19 protein-coding genes are annotated in these 18,588 nt (G+C 46.5%); 12 read left to right on the forward strand and 7 right to left on the reverse strand.

Features of this window, described 5'->3' with window-relative positions; translation table 11 throughout:
- Positions 1–19 precede the first annotated feature (19 nt).
- Together fliS and fliT are read left to right on the forward strand one after the other, a co-directional pair.
- Positions 20–409, forward strand: coding sequence for a flagellar export chaperone FliS (gene fliS, locus ACRJJO_RS09505; RefSeq protein WP_431065545.1), 390 nt, complete (start codon positions 20–22; stop codon positions 407–409).
- Between the two features lie 4 nt (positions 410–413).
- Entirely contained in the window at positions 414–743 is a 330-nt protein-coding gene (gene fliT, locus ACRJJO_RS09510) for a flagellar protein FliT (protein ID WP_431065546.1), read from the forward strand.
- 233 nt (positions 744–976) lie between these two features.
- Here the strand turns inward: fliT and ACRJJO_RS09515 are convergent, their stop codons facing one another.
- The 3 genes from ACRJJO_RS09515 to ACRJJO_RS09525 form a co-directional block, all read right to left on the reverse strand.
- Complete coding sequence (locus tag ACRJJO_RS09515) at positions 977–3,478, reverse strand: 6-hydroxymethylpterin diphosphokinase MptE-like protein (protein ID WP_431065547.1); 2,502 nt, start codon at positions 3,476–3,478, stop codon at positions 977–979.
- A gap of 392 nt (positions 3,479–3,870) precedes the next feature.
- Complete coding sequence (locus tag ACRJJO_RS09520; protein ID WP_125220649.1) at positions 3,871–4,746, reverse strand: flagellin; 876 nt, start codon at positions 4,744–4,746, stop codon at positions 3,871–3,873.
- Between the two features lie 190 nt (positions 4,747–4,936).
- On the reverse strand, positions 4,937–5,734 hold the full coding sequence (locus ACRJJO_RS09525) for a cytochrome C assembly family protein (protein WP_431065548.1): 798 nt from the start codon (positions 5,732–5,734) through the stop codon (positions 4,937–4,939).
- Between the two features lie 132 nt (positions 5,735–5,866).
- Between ACRJJO_RS09525 and ffh the strand changes: the two genes are divergently transcribed.
- From ffh to lpxA, 8 genes are all read left to right on the forward strand, one after another.
- A complete protein-coding gene (ffh, locus tag ACRJJO_RS09530; protein WP_404359944.1) occupies positions 5,867–7,222 on the forward strand; it encodes a signal recognition particle protein in 1,356 nt (451 codons plus the stop codon).
- 77 nt (positions 7,223–7,299) lie between these two features.
- Positions 7,300–7,551: a 30S ribosomal protein S16 gene (rpsP, locus tag ACRJJO_RS09535; RefSeq protein WP_014147255.1), complete on the forward strand. Its 252-nt coding sequence runs from the start codon at positions 7,300–7,302 to the stop codon at positions 7,549–7,551.
- 161 nt (positions 7,552–7,712) lie between these two features.
- Positions 7,713–8,222 (forward strand): ribosome maturation factor RimM, encoded by a 510-nt coding sequence (gene rimM / locus ACRJJO_RS09540; protein WP_431065549.1) that lies wholly within the window; start codon positions 7,713–7,715, stop codon positions 8,220–8,222.
- A 10-nt stretch (positions 8,223–8,232) separates the two neighbouring features.
- Complete coding sequence (gene trmD / locus ACRJJO_RS09545) at positions 8,233–8,973, forward strand: tRNA (guanosine(37)-N1)-methyltransferase TrmD (RefSeq protein WP_431065550.1); 741 nt, start codon at positions 8,233–8,235, stop codon at positions 8,971–8,973.
- 13 nt (positions 8,974–8,986) lie between these two features.
- Complete coding sequence (rplS, locus tag ACRJJO_RS09550; protein ID WP_014147258.1) at positions 8,987–9,331, forward strand: 50S ribosomal protein L19; 345 nt, start codon at positions 8,987–8,989, stop codon at positions 9,329–9,331.
- Between the two features lie 483 nt (positions 9,332–9,814).
- Positions 9,815–10,324, forward strand: a complete 510-nt coding sequence (locus ACRJJO_RS09555) for a methylated-DNA--[protein]-cysteine S-methyltransferase (RefSeq protein ID WP_431065551.1) — start codon at positions 9,815–9,817, stop codon at positions 10,322–10,324.
- The gene (gene xerD, locus ACRJJO_RS09560; RefSeq protein WP_431065552.1) at positions 10,321–11,205 is read left to right on the forward strand and encodes a site-specific tyrosine recombinase XerD; all 885 of its coding nucleotides are present in this window, start codon (positions 10,321–10,323) and stop codon (positions 11,203–11,205) included. Before ACRJJO_RS09555 ends, xerD begins: the two co-directional genes overlap by 4 nt.
- A 6-nt stretch (positions 11,206–11,211) precedes the next feature.
- Complete coding sequence (gene lpxA / locus ACRJJO_RS09565) at positions 11,212–11,985, forward strand: acyl-ACP--UDP-N-acetylglucosamine O-acyltransferase (RefSeq protein WP_431065553.1); 774 nt, start codon at positions 11,212–11,214, stop codon at positions 11,983–11,985.
- Positions 11,986–12,048: 63 nt separating this feature from the next.
- Here the strand turns inward: lpxA and ACRJJO_RS09570 are convergent, their stop codons facing one another.
- Entirely contained in the window at positions 12,049–12,378 is a 330-nt protein-coding gene (locus ACRJJO_RS09570; RefSeq protein ID WP_404359950.1) for a DUF2845 domain-containing protein, read from the reverse strand.
- A 254-nt stretch (positions 12,379–12,632) separates the two neighbouring features.
- On the opposite strand from ACRJJO_RS09570, the gene ACRJJO_RS09575 reads away from it, so the two are divergent.
- Positions 12,633–12,956, forward strand: a complete 324-nt coding sequence (locus tag ACRJJO_RS09575) for an FAD-dependent oxidoreductase (protein WP_431065554.1) — start codon at positions 12,633–12,635, stop codon at positions 12,954–12,956.
- Between the two features lie 40 nt (positions 12,957–12,996).
- Positions 12,997–13,356 (forward strand): hypothetical protein, encoded by a 360-nt coding sequence (locus tag ACRJJO_RS09580; RefSeq protein ID WP_431065555.1) that lies wholly within the window; start codon positions 12,997–12,999, stop codon positions 13,354–13,356.
- Between the two features lie 666 nt (positions 13,357–14,022).
- On the opposite strand, the gene ACRJJO_RS09585 is transcribed toward ACRJJO_RS09580, so the two are convergent.
- The 3 genes from ACRJJO_RS09585 to ACRJJO_RS09595 all read right to left on the reverse strand — a co-directional run bounded on the left by ACRJJO_RS09585 (position 14,023) and on the right by ACRJJO_RS09595 (position 18,587).
- The gene (locus ACRJJO_RS09585; RefSeq protein ID WP_431065556.1) at positions 14,023–15,387 is read right to left on the reverse strand and encodes an FAD-dependent monooxygenase; all 1,365 of its coding nucleotides are present in this window, start codon (positions 15,385–15,387) and stop codon (positions 14,023–14,025) included.
- A gap of 23 nt (positions 15,388–15,410) precedes the next feature.
- Complete coding sequence (locus ACRJJO_RS09590) at positions 15,411–17,663, reverse strand: terpene cyclase/mutase family protein (protein ID WP_431065557.1); 2,253 nt, start codon at positions 17,661–17,663, stop codon at positions 15,411–15,413.
- A gap of 321 nt (positions 17,664–17,984) precedes the next feature.
- The gene (locus tag ACRJJO_RS09595; protein ID WP_431065558.1) at positions 17,985–18,587 is read right to left on the reverse strand and encodes a nuclear transport factor 2 family protein; all 603 of its coding nucleotides are present in this window, start codon (positions 18,585–18,587) and stop codon (positions 17,985–17,987) included.
- Position 18,588 lies beyond the last annotated feature (1 nt).

Genomic DNA, 18,588 nt, shown 5'->3' on the forward strand with positions numbered 1-18,588 from the left:
GGCTAACATGAGACCGAGTATGTACAGGAATAATGCCAATAAATATGCCGCTGTACAGAACGAGGCGGTTTTAGATGATGCGTCCCCTCATAAATTAATTCAAATGCTGATGAGCGGTTTTTTAATGCGTGTCAACGCGGCTAAAGGCGCGATCGATCGCGGCGATTTTGAGGAAAAAAGCATTCAGATTTCTAAAGCTATTGCTATTGTCGGCGGATTGATCGATGGTCTAGATGCCGAGCGAGGTGGGGAGATTGCCGAAAACTTGAGTAGTTTATATGACTACATGAATAAACGGCTTTTTCAGGCGAGTTCTGAAAACAACATTCAAATTCTGGATGAGGTGAGTGGATTGATGCGTGAGTTAAAAGAAGCATGGGATGCAATTCCGGAAGCCTATCAGCAATAAAAAAATGGATTCCGTGGATGTCTTGCTCGATACTTTGAGCGGTTTTTCAGAGAAAATCGCGCAAGCGATTGATTGCGAAGCTTGGGACAACCTCAATGAGATTTTAATACGTCGTCATAAATGTCTCGAAGAGCTATTTAGTGCTCCGATTAAGCAAACACAGCGCTCTGCCGTAAGCGCTTTGTTGCTTAAGATTCAGCAGGAAGACAGTTTGTATCTAGCGGGCGTACAAGATCGAAAACAAATCTTGCAAAAGCGTGCGTCTTTGTTAAGTCAGGGACGTAAAAGCGTCAAAGTCTATCAAAGTGAACAAAATGAATCGAAGTCGGATTAACTGCGGCTTTTATATTTTAAGTATATTCCTTCTTTCATCCTAAAATTAGTATTTGAGTCTTCACCAGGCGGGTGAAAGTATTGTAGTCCCCCTTCATGCTTTGACTTTGTCTCAGCACGAACGGTCTACAACACAAGTTAACTGCTCTTTTTAGGTTCATCATGCTTTTTATAAATGCGTTCCTCAGAGCGTTTTTATTTTCCTGGAGAATGAAAACCGCATTGTGATCGTTGTTAATGATTCTGGTCTTTGAGGTCGGCAATTTTCTTTTTCAATAAAATGGCTGCCTCTAAGTCCGGGGTTCGATCTAGAATATGGTTGAGCATCATTTCCGCCGCATCGGGGATTTGATTTTCAAGATAGAGATCGGTTAGTTTTAATTGACACTGAAGGTCTTCCGGAAATTGAGATAAATAGGTGTTATAGCTATCGATTGCAATCATTAGCCGCCCCAAAATCCTGGCGGACTCAGCGTACAGTGGCAGATAGATCGGGTTAATTTGAGCAAGGCATTCCAGAGCCATGAATGCATTTTCATCGTTAAGCTGTTTAATGCTGATTGATGTAATTCTCAGTAATGCTTCTTCGATTAGCGGAGACTCGTCTAGATTCAAAATGGCGTCATAATAATTGAGCGCTTGATTGTCGTTCCCTTCCAATTCGGCTATAAACGCTGAAATCAATAATAGATAGGGTTCTTTGTCGGGTTCTTTGCTGTCGAGTTCCAAAGCATTATGCAGGTCTTTTAATTCGTCCGTTTTCTTATGATTGGATAATAGAAGGGCTCTTGTTTTTACTTCCGGTAATCGTGAAGAAGTTCTCGCTTGAGTGTTTAGCGTTGTTAAGCCATTTGTTAAAAATGTGTCGAACATTTTCGACAAAGATGCTATTTCATTTTTAGTTTCCGGAGATAAATATGCGGTCGGATGATGCTTAAGCCATATACTAGCCCGATTGTGACTTTTGTCCTTGTTCCATTGATCGAATAGCAGTGAAAAATCCGGTTTATCTATGAGCTCTTCTTTTCTAGATCGTGTGCGGGAAAGAGCGTCTTCTACTTGTTTGATAAGGCGGGTCGAGCCAATTTGGAATGCTTCATAATAGATGCGTCCGATTTTTTTGGTGTACTCCGCATCCCAGTTATCTTTATTCGGTGCGGCGATTTTAAGAAAATTTCGTATTCCAAATCGTTTTACCACTGAGCTGTAATCTCGATATTTTTGATGTAATCTCTTTTCAATCGTGTCCAGATTGCGTTTGTCTCGATAATTTGCGATTTGCCCTTCCTGGTTATACATTTCTTCATTGATTTTTATGGCTTTTTTGGCAAGTGTTTTAATGCCGTTAAGATGATGCAATGCTTTTTCCAATTCCATTGAAATGGCGGCATAGTGCTCGCTAAGTTCCGGCTCCGATAAGCATGGAATCAGTTGGGCAGCATACTCGTCCGGTGGAGTGTCTAATTCGTCGAGTGTTATTTTTTCAGGGGGAATATGATCGATGAATGCGACTTTAGCAGCCGTCTTAGCAAGATTAATGATTTTTCGGTTATCGGTCGTTATCGATTGGGCTTGTCGAGAAAGAATGGACAGCGCTGCATAATAATCTTGACCTGTGGGTCTTTTTTCTCCGCAATAAGTTTCGACTTGCAGTGACGTTAGGTCGTACTTGGGGCCTGCTAGTTGTTCGTTACTGCCTTTAGCATGTGTGATACCTTCTTTGGTAAAGCATAAATCGAAGCCGGCCAGTAAGATTCGGCTAAAGCCAAAGCGGTGAGCAGTATTAAGCGCTGTATTGGTAACGGTTGGCCCGACACTGTTGATATTATCTATGTTCAGTTTCGTCTTCCATGGGAATCGTTCACCTAGGTAAAGGCTTTTGCCGTGCCACTGGTTGATCAAGGTCGGGTAGGCGTGATGCGAATGGACAAAAATGGTCTTGTCTCCAAACTTAAACATTTCTTTGCTGACTTCAGCGCTAATCTCATAGGGGTCCACAGAAAAAACGAAATCCGGCTCAATCTTTGCCGAGATTAATTGTCTGGATACACGCGAAACTGAAAAAACCGTCAATTTGTTTCGGTGTTGTTTTATCCAAGGCAATAGATCAGTTAAGGAAGGGCCTCCCGCCAATATGATGACGGTTTGGCCGCGATACGCGTCTTGTAAGAGGCTTGCGGGCAATATGTTGTCGGCGAGATTTTCCAATTGGCGGACCATAAATGCCTCGCAGCCGATGGCGACATTGTATTGCCAGTGCAACGATTGCAGTATTTCATTTAATTGCCAACTTAGCTCGGGATAATCTTGAAGTGTCGCTTGTTGTGCGCCAATTGAATTGTGCAGTTTGACCGAATTAATGTAGAAGTAATCGTTGATTTTGAAATCATCGCTTAGTTTTTGCCAGTTTTCGAGGGTTGTGCAGGCGATTTCGGGGGGCAAATTGTCAAGCAAGCCTTGCTGTTCAAGCAGGTTCAAAATTTCTTCAGGTTCAATAAATATATATCGAGTTCCAGAGGGTATTCCTTGTTGTTGAATGAACTTTGGTAATAAGCCTGAGTCGGTCCCGACAATGATATATAGCGAATCTTCATTAAACAGTGCTGGATTGAACGATGTTTCGAAAACGACCTTTGCACTAACCTTGTTGAAAGTTGCGCCATTGATGAAGTAGAAATACTTGTCGCCGAAAGTATTGATGGCAAGTGCGGCATGTGCTGTGTTTGATAATATCATCGTGGGTTGTTCATGTTGTTTTCGATTTTGTCGGCAATTTTAGGCCTGTTTTTTATTACGTCCTTCGCACAGATGAGTCGTTCGGCTTTGTTGGAAATATGATCATGTCGAGGGTCGCCGTGAACCCGGCACCTAAATTATCCAGGAAAACTAACTTATACCCATGTCATCATCTTAGATCAAAATTCGGCGCCGGGGTGGCCGTCAAAGGATGCCGTGAACCTGCACCTAAATTATCTAAGACAATTTCCCATGGCCAATGGGCTATGGCGTTTAGGTGCTGGGTGAACCCGTCCATGGTGGCTGCTGAATCCATGCTGCCAACATCCTCTATACCTTCATAAAGTTGGTTAATTTTTTAATAAAAAGGGATTAACTCAATGATAATAAGGCTATTGTAGTAACTGGAGAACCGATTGCTTCGATTGGTTGGCTTGGGCTAGCATAGCTGTTCCCGCTTGTTGCAGTATTTGGTTTCTGCTTAATGCGGCAGTTTCAGCCGCGAAATCGGCATCCATGATTCGAGACCGCGCTGCGCTTTGATTTTCAATCGAAGATTGCAGGTTGCTAATCGTCGTGGTAAAGCGGTTCTGCATGGCGCCCAGGGTTGAGCGAAAAGTATCGATCGTGGTCAACGCCTTATCCAGGCCGTCAATAACTAGGCCGATAGAAACTGCGGTCTTTGGTGTGACGCCAGCGCTCGTTCCGGCTGAACCGCCGATCACTACGGAGCTCATTAGTATGGAGCCTAAGCCGGTTGAGGTTGCTGAGGCCAGATTATTGACGGTAATCGAAATCCGATTGTCAGAAGTCGTATTAGCGCCCACTTGAAACACCATTCCCGATAGACCGCCATTCAAAATTTTCTTACCGTTAAATTCGGTATTGGTAATGATACGACTGATCTCGCTTTGTAGTTGTTCAAATTCTGTTTGCAACTTAGCTTGGTCAGCTGCATTAACCGATCCTGTGTTAGAAGATTGCACAGCCAAGTCACGCATGCGTTGTATGGTTTCTGTAATCGATCCCATTGCGGCTTCGGCCGTTTGCGCCATCGAAATCCCGTCGTTGGCGTTTCTAATCGCCACTGTCATGCCTCGGATTTGCGAAGTCATTTTATTGCCGATTGCCAATCCTGCGGCGTCGTCTTTTGCGCTGTTGACACGAAGCCCTGACGAGAGGCGCTCCATTGAAGTTTTAAGGTTATTATTGGTTTGAGTCAGCATACGCTGACTATTGATCGAAGCGATATTTGTATTGATTACCATGCCTGACATAGCGATTCTCCAAAATGAAAACGAAATTTAAGAAGTCATTTTGGAATAAGCGATTGTTATGCCATGTTAATAAATAATATATTTATTAGGTAGTTATGCTTATAGCGGAGATGGCTTGCCGGGTGGGTGGCAAAATATTGACGCATGGCAAATAAATTGTTCGGTATTCAGGTTTTGAAGGTTAGTGCTTTTGCAGAATAATCTCTAAAACCAACTTACTGCCGAAATAAGCCAGCAGCAGCAGCACAAAGCCTACTAGTGTCCAGCGGATGGCGATCTGGCCGCGCCATCCGTATCGGATTCTGCCCAACAATAAACCGGAAAAGATGATCCAAGCTATGATCGATAACACGGTTTTATGTACTAAATGTTGAGCAAATAAATCGTCGATAAACAAGGCTCCGCTGACCAGCGAAATGGTTAGGAAAAAAAGGCCTGCTCCGATCATTTGAAACAATAACGATTCCATTGCCTGTAGAGGCGGCAGGGATCGAATGACGCGTTTAGGCTGGTGGCTACGAAGTTGCCGGTCTTGAATGGCCAAAAGTATGGCTTGTAAAGCCGCGACATTCAATAGGCTAAAGGCCGAAATCGAGGTTAATATGTGTACGCTCATCGGCCAGTCATAGCGCAAGCTTGTCTGGGCTTTAAAGGGGAAGAGCATATCCAAGCCGAGCAGTATCGCGGCCGTCGGAAATACCGCAATGCCTAGTTTTTCCACCGGTTTATCGAAGGTGGCAAAAAGAATTAACAAGGCGACCAGCATGGATACTAGCGATGCCGTATCAAAAAAACCAAAGTTCAGTCCGCTTTGTCGTTCGATGATGACTAAGGTGTAGGCTCCATGGGCGGATGCACCGAACCAACCTAAGTAAATCGAAGGTTTTTGTGTATTCTCGGTAACGGTTTCTCGAATCAAAAAGCCGGTTGCGGCTAAATAACCCAAAATGGAAAAGATACCTATGGCTGTTATGTTCATGGTCGCGTTGGCGAGAGATAAGGAATAATCGAAAGGCGATCTTAAAGGGTTATGTTAAACTATCCGACTGAATAGTTCTAACCGATTTGCGTTAGCGAACATCCGTTTGAATCATAAATAAAAGATGCCGATATGTTTGATAATTTAACCGACCGCCTAAGCAGTACGCTTAAAACGATTAAAGGTCAGGGTCGTCTGACTGAAACCAATATCAAAGACACGTTGCGCGAAGTCCGCATGGCGTTGCTTGAAGCCGATGTCGCGTTACCTGTGGTAACTGAGTTCATCGAACGCGTTAGGGAGGGGGCACTCGGGCAGCAAGTGCAAACCAGTTTGACGCCGGGACAAGCGATGATCAAGCTGGTTCAGTCGGAGCTGATCAAGGTTATGGGCGAGGAGAATGAAGGGCTTAATCTAAAAGCCAATCCTCCCGCTGTTATTTTAATGGCCGGCCTGCAAGGTGCAGGTAAGACGACCACGGCGGCAAAATTAGGCCGTTTTCTGAAGGAAAAGCATAAGAAAAAAGTCGGCGTGGTCAGTGCTGATATTTATCGCCCGGCCGCGATTAAACAATTGCAAACGCTGGCGGATGATTTGTCGTTGGATTTTTTTGCCAGCGACGCTTCGCAAAAGCCGATCGATATCGTCAATAATGCTTTGGATGCGGCAAAAAAGAAATTTCTCGATGTGCTGATTGTCGATACCGCGGGTCGACTGCATATCGATGATGAAATGATGGGTGAAATCAAAGCGTTGCATGCCGCGATTGATCCGGTCGAGACCTTGTTTGTCGTCGATAGCATGACCGGCCAAGATGCCGCCAATACGGCAAAAGCGTTCCATGATGCCTTGCCGCTGACCGGCGTTATTTTGACCAAGGCCGACGGCGATGCGCGTGGCGGTGCGGCGTTGTCGATTCGCCATATTACCGGTAAGCCGATTAAATTTATCGGTGTCGGCGAAAAAACCGATGCATTGGAGCCGTTTTATCCCGATCGTGTCGCGTCACGTATTCTGGGTATGGGCGATGTGCTCGGTTTGATCGAAGAGATCGAACAAAAGATCGATAAGAAAAAAGCCGAGAAGCTTGCGAAAAAAATTCAGAAAGGCAAGACCTTCGATCTAGAGGATTTACGCGAGCAACTGTTGCAAATGCAAAGCATGGGCGGTGTCGGTTCATTGATGGAAAAGCTGCCGGGTATGAATCAAGTGCCGCAGGGAATGAAGGATAAGGTCAACGATAAAGAGCTGGCGCGTCAAATTGCCGTCATTAATTCAATGACGATGCAGGAACGTCGTTATCCGGACTTGATTAAAGGTAATCGTAAGAAGCGTATCGCGGCCGGTTGCGGCCAAGAATTACAAGACGTCAATCGTGTTTTAAAGCAACACAAAGTGATGGAAAAAATGATGAAGCGATTTAAAAAAGGCAACATGGCCAATATGATGCGCGGTATGCAAAGCAACATGCGCGGCATGAGAATGTAAATTATCCTTCACTTATGCAAAAAAATGCGTAAAATAGGTCGATTAAATTTTTGATTAATGTTTTTTGAGGATTTTAGATGGTAACCATTCGTCTTTCCAGAGGCGGCGCGAAAAATCGCCCTTTTTATCAAGTCGTTGTCGCTGATAGCAGATGTGGTCGTGACGGACGCTATATCGAACGCGTCGGTTTTTTTAACCCATTAGCGCGTGGTAATGAGCAAAAGCTACAATTAGATATTGAGCGTGTTGCTTATTGGCAAGGTCAAGGTGCTCAGCCATCGGATCGTGTTGCCAGTTTGATTAAAACCGCTAAGAAAGCCGTAGCTTAAAATTTGACCGATCGACAGTATACTTCGCGCGGTCATGTTTGCGGCTTTTATGGCAATGCTATTTTGTTCGAGAGCAAGGCGCGAAAACAGGCGCATAGCAAGCTATGTAACTGTTTTCGCAACGCCGCTATCGGACAAAAGAGCGCGTTAGGAAACTGCAAATGTGTCCGCGCGAAGTATATATCCTTGTCGGGGAAATTTCCGGCGTTTTTGGCTTAAAAGGCTGGGTCAAAATTTTTTCTTACACCGAACCGCGGGAAAATATTTTGTCCTATTCGGCGTGGCAGCTAAGAAAAAACGGTGAGATCAAGTCGCTTAAAGTTAAAGAAGGGCAACGACAAGGTAAAAATGTAGTCGCCCATCTTGAAGCTGTCGACGATCGTGATGTTGCGGAAAGTTTGATTGGTTGGGAAATTTATATCGAACGCGATCAGTTCCCTTCACTTGCAAAAGATGAATACTATTGGGCTGACCTTGTCGGTCTCAGTGTCATCACGAAATCGGGTGTAGAATTAGGGATGATCGATCATTTGTTCGAAACCGGCGCCAATGATGTTTTGGTGGTGAGCGGAGATCGAGAACGTTTGATTCCGTTTTTAATGGGGCAGACAGTCCTGGAGGTCGATTTGAACGGCAAATGCTTGACGGTCGATTGGGATCCTGACTTTTAGTCGGTGGTCGATGCGTTTCGATGTAATTACGCTGTTTCCCGAGATGGTCAAGGCAGCGTCAAAATACGGCGTTACCGGTAAGGCGATAGACAACGGTATGGTCCGTTTGGAGGCTTGGAATCCTCGGGATTATACTCACGACAAGCATCGGACAGTTGATGATCGGCCTTATGGCGGCGGCCCCGGCATGGTCATGAAGTATCAACCGCTATTTGATGCGGTTAGCGAAGCGAAAGAGAATGGCTTTGGCGATCATGCAAAAGTTGTTTATTTAAGCCCGCAAGGCAGGCCCATTACGCAAAGCTTGTTGAATGAATCGGTCCATTGTGAGCAATTAATATTAGTTGCCGGGCGTTACGAAGGTATCGACGAGCGTTTTGTCGAAACGGTTTGCGATGAAGAATGGTCCCTGGGCGATTATGTTATCAGCGGCGGTGAGTTAGCTGCATTGATCGTTGTCGATGGGGTCTCGCGTTTATTGCCTGGCGTGCTCGGTGATGAGAGCTCGGCCCTTCAAGATTCGCATATGGATGGCTTACTGGATTATCCGCATTTTACACGGCCGGAAAATATCGAAGGCCGAGTCGTCCCGGACGTTCTGCTTAGCGGTAATCATGCGGATATCGAGCGCTGGCGGCTTAAGCAAGCGTTGGGGCGAACTTGGCAGAGGCGTCCTGAATTATTAAAAAACAAGCAGTTGAGTGATGTGGAATACGAGCTGCTGCAAGAGTTTATTGTGGAATTGGTTTAATTAAGGTGTGGTGATGAGCAATATTATTGATGTATTGGAAAAAGAACAATTAAGAAATGATATTCCTGAATTTGGCGCGGGCGATACTGTAGTCGTCAATGTTAAGGTAAAGGAAGGCGATCGCGAAAGAATTCAGGCTTTTGAGGGCATCGTGATTGCAAAACGTAATCGTGGACTGAACTCTGCGTTTACTGTCAGAAAAATTTCTCACGGTGAAGGCGTCGAGCGGGTTTTTCAGACGCACAGCCCTATTATCAGCGATATCAAAGTTAAACGCCGCGGTGATGTACGTCGCGCCAAGCTGTATTATCTACGGAACTTGACCGGTAAAGCCGCTCGTATTAAAGAAAAAATTTAAGTCGAGATTTTGCTTCGTTCCGGCAATAAAAAAGGCAGCCAAGGCTGCCTTTTTTATTGCCGGAAAAACCTGGATTTCCTTGTTTCCACGCTGCAGCATACCGATCTTGCTTAGGCAGCTAAGGTATGGGTTCCCACGGAGGGCCGTTCATCGTTATTCATAAATTGTAGGGTACGCTGCGAGTACCAAAGCCGTGCCCTGCCGGTTCGGTTGGCACATGAACATCGCGGGGTTACCATGGTACGCACAGCGGACCCTACGCGGATCACCTTGCGTTAGGTGTGGGATATCCGAGGGTGTTAAGTGACAATAAATGGTATAGAGGTCGTATTGGTTAAGGAGCAAGTAGTAGGGTATGCTACGCGTACCATGGTAATTATAAGCTGTTGAAAAATTTCGTGGCTTTCGAGTATTTCGTGGTTTAATCACTTTTTGCAGACAGTTAATCGATACGACAATTCTATTTAAGAATGGGAGCGCGATATGCCTTTCATCGTTCACTGGGTCAGCGAATGCCAAGGCGTCGAAAATATTCGAATCCTCCAAACGCCTGCCGGAAAACTGTCGGTACAGAGGTGCGGCGAGGTGATTTGCAGTATGGATTGGTTGCCCAGCGGGCCAGTCATGGTTTCCAGCCTCGATAACGGCAATAAACAAAGCTTCGATCCGGTTGAAAATTATTGGCGTGAACCGAATGCTATCGTGGAACTCAAGCTGTTACGGCGGGGTAGCCCGTTCTTGCAAACCGTTCAAGACGCATTACTCAGGATTCCGTTCGGGACGACGTTGACTTATAAGGATTTGGCTAAAATCTTAGATTCCGCGCCGAGAGCGGTCGGCGGCGCATGTCGGCGAAACGATTATCCGTTGATTGTGCCGTGCCATCGAGTCGTTTCGGTATCCGGCCCCGGCGGCTACTCGGGGCAAACACAAGGCGAGTCGATGGCTATCAAGCTCCAATTATTGGCTTTCGAGGCTTCGTTTAATCAATGAACCCAAGCGATTTGATCGATCAGTTCCTTGATGCGTTGTGGGCCGAGCAAGGCGTTAGCAACAATACCTTGTCCGCCTATGGTAGCGATTTAACTATTTTCGCCCAGTGGCTCAAGAGCATCTCTTTGTTGGATGTGGGGGGAGACGATATTTCTCGATTTCTGGCATTCAGATACAATCAAGGTATCGGTAGCCGTTCAAGTGCCCGGTTACTGTCGACATTGCGGCGTTTTTATGCTTATCAGTTTCGGGAGAATCGGATCAGCGTCGATCCGACCGCATTGATCGATATGCCTTATATCGGCAGAAAATTGCCGTCTTCATTATCGGAAAACGATGTCGAAGCCTTGCTTAAGGCGCCCGAAACCTCGAACCTATTAGGTTACCGCGACAGAACGATGTTCGAAATGCTTTATGCGACGGGGCTTAGGGTTTCCGAATTGGTCTGTTTGCGTTTGGAGCAGGTAAGCCTCCGGCAAGGCGTCGTCAAGATTACCGGAAAAGGCAATAAAGAGCGCTTGGTGCCGTTCGGCGAAGAGGCGATGGAATGGCTTGAAGGTTATCTGAAAACGATACGACCGGCGATTCTCGGCGAGCGGCAAAGCGCTTTTTTATTCGTGACGAATCGAGGCGACGGCATGACAAGGCAGGCGTTTTGGCATATCATCAAACGCCGCGCGAAAGAAGCCGGCATCGTCAAGGAACTGTCGCCCCATACGCTACGGCATGCCTTTGCGACGCATTTGCTCAATCATGGCGCCGATTTACGCGTCGTGCAATTGCTGTTGGGCCATTCCGATTTATCGACGACGCAAATTTACACGCACATCGCGCGCGAACGACTGAAAGATCTCCACGCAAAATTTCACCCGAGAGGATAAGCCAAGATGGCGCAAAACATTCATCCGACAGCCTGCATTGCAGAAAACGTAAAATTAGGCGAAGACGTCACCATAGGACCCTTCGCGGTCATTGAAAGCGATGTCGAAATTGGCGCGCACTGCCGAATAGGCCCGCATGCAGTCGTGCAACGTTATGTCAAAATGGGCGAAGGCAATATAGTGCATCCGCATGCCGTGCTCGGCGGCCTGCCGCAAGACTTAGGGTTCACCCCCGAAACCGTAACGTGGATCGAAATCGGCGATGGCAATCAATTTAGAGAGGGCTTTACCGCGCATCGGGCGACCAAGGAAAAGGGCGCGACGCGCATCGGTTCGGGGTGTTATTTCATGAATAACAGTCATGTCGCGCACGATTGCTCGATCGGCGACAACACGATATTCGCCAACAATGTCGCGATCGGCGGCCATGTCGAAATCGGTCGTAAAGTATTCGTGGGTGGCGGCGTGGTCGTGCATCAGTTCTGCCGGGTCGGTTCTTACGCCATCGTACAAGGTACGACCGGGCTCAACATGGATGTGATTCCGTTCATGTTGATCGGCGGACGTCCGGCCAAACATTATCGTTTGAATACGATCGGTCTCAGGCGCGCCGGGATTACCGGAGAACGTTACAAGGTGCTCGAAACGGCGTTTCGCCGGCTTCGCAGTAAAAAGAGCCTCGACGATTTGGAAGAAACCGATGAGCTCAAAGAATTGAAAGAATGGTTGGCGGTCAAATCGAAACGTGGTTTGCATGGTTTCGTCGATCTGTCGGTTTGAGTTGAAATGTCGCCCGAGGCTTGAATTGACATGGTTTTCGCCGATTGAAAAGATGGCTGCCGATCAATTGCCGTAACCGATGCTACGAATGTCCATTAATATACCGTTTTCGAAAATCAGCTGTTGCTTGAGTCTTCTCGGGCCGAAGTTGTAGATCCATTCGTCGATAGTGATTTGCTGGTATTCGGATATGTCGAGCGTACCTTGCGGAAAACGAAAACGACTGCCCGAAACGCCCAAACGCTTATCGGCATAGTCGGGTTCGCCGCATTTTATTCGAACATCGCTGATATGGTCGCCGGTTTGGACGATCCGTTGTCCGCAGCGGAAGGCAAAGGCTTCGGGGGCTGAGGCGAACAAAAAGAATCCCAGCAACAAATAAATTTTTTTCATAAATACTCATCGAAACGGAAGAATGTAATTAAAGTTAACGTAAACCGATGAACCGAAAATGAATCGGTAAGGTACTTTTTACGGTTTTTATTTTACACTGTGGCTCGACTTTAAACCTTTTTAGGCGGTAGGAGTATTCGAATGATGTTACTACAGATAGAGCCGGAAATGCCCTATTCGCGCATGGCCTTGCCGTATTATTTGATCGGGTAAGTCGGCGAAAACGGCACGTTCTTAAGAAAATCGCCGAACAATTGAAACCGGGAGCCAGAGTCGTGCTGATGGGGGCCGAGTTTATCGGCTGCATTATTTTGGAGATGCTGGTTAAAAGCGGAGCGAAACTAATCATCATCGAAATGGGCGAGGGCATGATGAACGAAAAAGGAGGTGTCTTGATCAAACAATGGTGTCTCGAAAAAGGTGTTATGATTCATTGCTGCACGACGATCACCGCTTTCGAAGCGGACCAAAGCGGTTTACGGGTGAAACTCGACACCGGTGAAATGCTGATTGCCGACTTTGTCGTTTCGCGGCCGGCGTTAATGCCAATATCGATTTTTTGCAAGGCAGCGGCATAGCTACCGTACACGGCATTCTTGTCGACCGGCTGCAAAAAACATGGCCGGCGGTCGCGAAGTTTTGCATCAGGGCAACATTAACATGAACGTACTCGATACGATGGGTTTGATCGCCTGTTCATTCGGTCTATGGATGGGGGTAGAGCAGGGGGGTTCGGTCGAACGCTACAATCCGGATCGATACCGCTATCTCAATTTGCAATTTCAAGAGGACTGTTTGATTGGCGCCACCGCAGTCGGCTTGACGCAGCATGTCGGCGTTTTAAGAGGATTAATTCAAAGCCGAATCAAACTCGGCGATTGGAAACAACGTCTAATCGACGATCCGACCCGCATTACGGAAGCCTATCTGGCGAACACTCAAGCGATAGGTCTCAATGCCGGCGTAAACGTTAAATAGAATAAATTTAAACTCGGTAATTTAACTATTAAGCGCATTAGGTTCTTCAAGTATTTCAAGGGGATATTTGCTCGCTCCCAAGCGCTTTGCTTGGGAATGCAGTGCGTGAAGCTCCGGCTTCTCGAAACTTAGTATTTGGTCGTAAATAACTCGTTTACAGGTAAGCCACTGGTTTGACCAGTGAGACTATCAAGGCTTTGCCTTTAGAATTAGTTATTAAAGACATGTAAATTGCTTGTCGGGACTTGGCGGCATAAGCATCAAGCTAAAAATGGCCAAATCCACATCCGTTTTTTCCCAAGTGGCTAATAAAGCATGTAGCCCGTATACAGCGTAGCGAAATACGGGACTTACGTGGCACCGAACTTCCCGGATTGCGCTATGCTCCATTCGAGCTGCGCTGTTTAGGGTAGCCGGAGGTTGGTAGTGGAAAAGTGGTAGGATACATCAAAGGGAAAAGTGCAATATCGAAGGCAATGGGTCTGATGATAACGGTGGTTTTTAATGAAACCGCAAAAGAAAAGCTTAACAATGGCAGCCCTTGGGGCTGCTATAACCGTCAAGCCCCCCGCCTTGCGGGGCGATATGACTTTCCAATTTTATTGAGGATTCGGTTGTTCTATTGGTAGGCTCCGAACTTTCGACTAAGCTCAAAACTTCAAGAAGTTATTTATCGGAAAATCTATAACGCTTGAAATAATCGTTAAAAATGCCCACTAGCGATAGTTCGTTTTTAGCCAGAGGCTTAATAATGGTCAACGCATCCGATAATATTTTAGTGGCCTTGGGTAGGTTGCTAATATTTTCGCGCACTAAAGTATAAGCGCCGAAAAGTGCGACAAAAAAGAATTGCTTCATCAATGAATAATGATTTTTGTTCAGGCCGGCCAATATCGCAATCGATTCTTTCGCGTTTACTCCGCCACGTTGCAGATATTTGAATACCGCATTTTTGAGTAAATCGTTGGACATCACGCCATAAAGCGCGTTAGCAAGAATGTTAAGGTTGGCGTTGGCGTATTGTCGGTCGCGGTAGTATGCTTCGATTTTTTGATAGATCAAATCGGTGTTATTGAAATCTGGCATAGCCAATAAATGCGCGCTCAATATTTGTATGTCTGAAAATACCGCCGTCAAGCCGCCGCCGGTTAAAGGGTGACGCATGTTCAACGCATCGCCGAGCATGACCGCGCCTTTACGTATTTTTGGTTTCGCCGCCATGTAGTGATTGGGCATGACCTTAAGCCGGTCTTCTTGTAGGGCATATTGGTAGCTTGTCTGCATGCCTACCGGAATGTAAGGCGTTACATTCGTTTCTAAATGCGCCTGCAGGAATGCCTTTCTGGGAAATTGGTCGCCTGGAAAGTCGATTAAAAGTCTGACTTCATTACTGGAAATGGGATAACAAATGAATGGTGTCGGCCCCGACAAAAACACATGGCCATGCTTGGGCACAGGGGTTTCGCAGTCTTTTAAAATCAAACCGATAAAGTAAGAGGTAACGGTTTTTTCGTTGTTGCTGAGAAACTCTCTAAAATTAGAAAAAAAACCGTCGCTGGTAATGGTTAACGGCGCATAAATAGATTTGATCTCGTTCGAAACCGAATCGCGGTAATTCACACCGATAATTTCGTTTTGGTCGTTCTCCAATAAACTCAAGGCTTTACCTCGAATTTGTGTAACCGATGAGTTTTGTAAGGCTGCGGCTCTAATTTGTTGCAGAAAGCGGCCGTTATGTAAGCCCATGCCATGATTGGGCGACGGATAAGGTATGGTCGTTTGATCATTGCCTTGCAGCAGAGCATAGCCTTCGACCGGTTGTGCGTCGATGCCGTTTAATAAATGCCCGAGACCTAATTGTTCCAGCGATAATACGGCACCGGGCTGTAAAAGCTCGCCGACGATCCGTTTTTTCTCCTTGTAGCAGTGATCGATCAAAGCAATGTTGATGCCCTTGGGCGCTAGGTAAGCAGCGATAGTCGCGCCTGCCATGCCTGCGCCGATAATGCAAATGTCGAAATTAGATTCCATCTTTAGTTACTTGGTACCCATCATCATTTTTCTAACATCCTTAAACTATGAATCCTACTATATCGATTCAACGCCCAAATAGGGAAAATATTCCGATAATTTGCATAAGTTATCATGCAATTATAGTTAAATACGCCGGAAATATTTTCTTGAGGCCAGTCGCCTAGCTCGGTTTGTTTGTTCAATAAAACGCGGATACCTTTGTCGATAATCGATTTATCTTGAAAATCGCCTGACAGCAAAGCCAATAGTGCCCATGCGGTATTGACCGATTGTGAAGTCTCGGCTTCGGTATAAACCAATTCGGAACACGATTTAAAACTTTCTCCCCAACCGCCATCGGCTTTTTGCTTGCTAACTAAAAAAGCGCAAGCTTTGTTGATGCTGTCGGCTAAAACCTTATCATCGAAATAACCTTTATTGTGCGCCTTACTCAACGCCTCTACGGCAAACCAAGTCGCATAGGTAAAGCAAACGGCCCATCCGCCATACCAAGAACCATCGGCCTTTTGTTGCTTAATTATAAAGCCGATCCCGGCGTTTATCGCTTTGCTTATCTCATCGTTTTTATAGGTCGGATAATCTTCTTGACTCTCCATCAGCGAAATTAGGCAAGCGGCGCTGCATTCCGTCCAGGAATAGTCGATCATTATATCGGCAAATACTTCAGAGGGGTTGAGTTTTTCCAGCCATCGAGGCGCGCGCGTCAATTCATAAGTCGACCAGCCACCGTTTGTATTTTGATAAGATAGAATGATGTCGATAGCTTGTTTCATCCGCTGCTCGTCGATAACCGCTTCAACCAGACCGGAATGGTGTATGGCCAAAGCCGCGCTTAAGCCTTCCGCAGTGCAATCCGACACCGGCCAGCCGTTGTCTGCTGTCGAAAACGGCCAACTGCCGATCATCGGGTGGCGGAAGAACTCGGCATGAGTCAGGTGTTCGGATTTGATTTGCGAGCGTTCGATGAAACGATAGCTTCTTTCGAGGGTTTTCGGAAATCGTTTGCCCAAGTCGCTTTCCAAAATAGCCCGGGTCGCCAACGTGGTATCCCAAAGCTGCGAGCCGTTGTAACCATTCATTTTCATGCCGTCCTCGGCAACCCATAAATAATCGTACCAGCGTTCCACATGGCGTTTAAATCGGTCGGAATCCTTGCCGTAAGCATGCCAAATACAGATCGAATTGATCGCCTTGCTGACCGGACCGATATCGATGTATTGAGTTTGTTGATCTTCGGCGTCGAGGTATTTCAGAATGTAATCCGTCGTTTTTTTTCTGAGCAGGGAGCTGGCGAATTTTTCGTAAGTGTTAGTGAACAAATTCATCCATTTGAGTACGCCCGACGGCTTATAGTAGCGGTCTTTGTCGCATACGGCATCGCGTTGTTTCGGCCAGTCTATTGAGTCGAAGTTTTCATAAAGCTCTTCTCTCAAGCTTAGTATCAGCTCTTCTTCGGGGGCTTGAATCCGGTGCGCCTGGCAATAGGCCATCGGCAGGTACACCATTCGGCAATGACACCAGTAGCGCGACGGATGCATCGGCAGCCATTTCGGTAGTAACCACATTTCCGGAAACAGGCTGTTAAAGCCGCGCCAATCGTAAAGATTCATCACGGCCAGGTAAAATTTGCCCCAGGAAGGAACACCGGCTGCCCCGCCGTTGTTTTTGATCCAGTTCCGGGCCTTAACGATGGCAGGGTGCTCTTTATCTACGCCGAGAATGCGTAGCGAAACATATTGCATGACCGTACCGAACATCGTCGATTCACCTTCGATATGCATGCCCCAGCCGGCGTCTGAGTTCTGATGGTTGAAAATATAAAGCTTCATCATTTCGCGGTGCGCCTTAGGGAATGGCGTGCCGCTAATATAGGAAGCGATCAATAAGCCCGGCAACAGAAATAGCGGGCCGCCGTAATCGCCGGGCCAATGTCCGTCTTCGCATTGCAAGTATGAAAAATAGTTTATGCCTTTGACGAGCGAATCGATAACGGCTTGGTCATCGGCGTATTTTGCTTGCGGTAAGAGGCCGTCGAAAGGCTGATATTGATTGCTGATTGCGCAATGCCGATAGACCTGGTCGGCGGAATTCGGGTTGATCGACGAATCGAAGCGGAAATCTTCGGCGAATTGTGCGATTTCCTCATCCGAAACAGATTCGGCATTGTGCAAGTGTTGGTCGATTTGATCGGAGGCGGGCTTGAATGCCCAGATATGTCGTCCATGGTCATTCAATAGACGCCATTTTTTCCAAGCGGGTTTTACAGTTAACATGGTTTTTTATTTTTATTACAAAATTGGAAATGAACCTATAAAAAGCATTTTGTCCAAAAAATATACGAAAATCGCGAAGCTATTTAATTGATTTCGTGGAGCGCTCTATTTTCGGTATCGTTGGTTCATTGGCTCGCGCAATTATAGGCTTCAAGTGTGAATATTACCTGAAGTGTTGAGTTTATAGTATACGGAAGCCGGCACGCTAAAGAAGGGGGTCTGCATCGTACTCTGTAGGACGGGTTTTTAACCCGTCCTACTAAATCCTGCCAAAGGAAGGGGCGGAAATCGCCACGGTGCCTTTGCGTGAGTAATTATATTTCAACGATTGAATAAAGCGATTCGCACCATAGCAAAGAAACCTTTCAGTTTTTTCCCGAAGCTAGGCGGTTTACGCAGGCGCTCATGACCCGGCAACAACTGGCCTTTGGCCAACTTGCCGATTTTCTGTTTGACGGCCGGGTCGAGCTTGCCGTCGGCGGCTAATTCGAAGAATAAGGCTTTCACATTGCCCAGATCGAAAAAGTCGCGTTGCCATTCCCATTGATAATTGCCGCCGTAACGAAACCACGAGCCGCCGATGCCTTCGACTTGATAAGGCGTGCCGTCATCGCGCGAAGCAGGAGAGACTTGGGTCCATAAGCCTATTACTTCACCGATTTTTTCGTCGATCAGGATGCGGTGATAGGGATAACGCCATTCTTCGAAGCCTTCCATTTGCACACCCAAAGCCCATTCTTCGATTTCTTTACGGCTGCGCGCGACGAATTCTTCATTCGGGCCGATATTCCAACGGTACTCGGCGTCGTCGGTATACATCGGGCCGAGGTGTTTGGGCCAATTGCCTTCTTTTTCGGCGTCCCGGTTGGCTTGAAGCCAGCGTTCGACCATTTCTTCCAGTTCTTCTCTCGGATATGCAGGCATC

This window comes from Methylotuvimicrobium sp. (genome assembly GCF_050611805.1).
GTDB lineage: Bacteria > Pseudomonadota > Gammaproteobacteria > Methylococcales > Methylomonadaceae > Methylotuvimicrobium.

Excerpts from the sequence above, each read along its gene's own strand:
- ACRJJO_RS09570 (WP_404359950.1), bottom strand. The coding sequence starts at position 12,378 with ATGAAAAAAATTTATTTGTTGCTGGGATTCTTTTTGTTCGCCTCAGCC.
- ACRJJO_RS09585 (WP_431065556.1), bottom strand. The coding sequence starts at position 15,387 with ATGGAATCTAATTTCGACATTTGCATTATCGGCGCAGGCATGGCAGGC.
- rpsP (WP_014147255.1), top strand. The coding sequence starts at position 7,300 with ATGGTAACCATTCGTCTTTCCAGAGGCGGCGCGAAAAATCGCCCTTTT.
- rimM (WP_431065549.1), top strand. The coding sequence starts at position 7,713 with ATGTGTCCGCGCGAAGTATATATCCTTGTCGGGGAAATTTCCGGCGTT.
- ACRJJO_RS09555 (WP_431065551.1), top strand. The coding sequence starts at position 9,815 with ATGCCTTTCATCGTTCACTGGGTCAGCGAATGCCAAGGCGTCGAAAAT.
- ACRJJO_RS09520 (WP_125220649.1), bottom strand. The coding sequence starts at position 4,746 with ATGGTAATCAATACAAATATCGCTTCGATCAATAGTCAGCGTATGCTG.
- xerD (WP_431065552.1), top strand. The coding sequence starts at position 10,321 with ATGAACCCAAGCGATTTGATCGATCAGTTCCTTGATGCGTTGTGGGCC.
- ACRJJO_RS09590 (WP_431065557.1), bottom strand. The coding sequence starts at position 17,663 with ATGTTAACTGTAAAACCCGCTTGGAAAAAATGGCGTCTATTGAATGAC.
- trmD (WP_431065550.1), top strand. The coding sequence starts at position 8,233 with ATGCGTTTCGATGTAATTACGCTGTTTCCCGAGATGGTCAAGGCAGCG.
- lpxA (WP_431065553.1), top strand. The coding sequence starts at position 11,212 with ATGGCGCAAAACATTCATCCGACAGCCTGCATTGCAGAAAACGTAAAA.
- ffh (WP_404359944.1), top strand. The coding sequence starts at position 5,867 with ATGTTTGATAATTTAACCGACCGCCTAAGCAGTACGCTTAAAACGATT.
- ACRJJO_RS09515 (WP_431065547.1), bottom strand. The coding sequence starts at position 3,478 with ATGATATTATCAAACACAGCACATGCCGCACTTGCCATCAATACTTTC.
- rplS (WP_014147258.1), top strand. The coding sequence starts at position 8,987 with ATGAGCAATATTATTGATGTATTGGAAAAAGAACAATTAAGAAATGAT.
- ACRJJO_RS09580 (WP_431065555.1), top strand. The coding sequence starts at position 12,997 with ATGGCCGGCGGTCGCGAAGTTTTGCATCAGGGCAACATTAACATGAAC.
- ACRJJO_RS09525 (WP_431065548.1), bottom strand. The coding sequence starts at position 5,734 with ATGAACATAACAGCCATAGGTATCTTTTCCATTTTGGGTTATTTAGCC.
- fliS (WP_431065545.1), top strand. The coding sequence starts at position 20 with ATGTACAGGAATAATGCCAATAAATATGCCGCTGTACAGAACGAGGCG.
- ACRJJO_RS09595 (WP_431065558.1), bottom strand. The coding sequence starts at position 18,587 with ATGCCTGCATATCCGAGAGAAGAACTGGAAGAAATGGTCGAACGCTGG.
- fliT (WP_431065546.1), top strand. The coding sequence starts at position 414 with ATGGATTCCGTGGATGTCTTGCTCGATACTTTGAGCGGTTTTTCAGAG.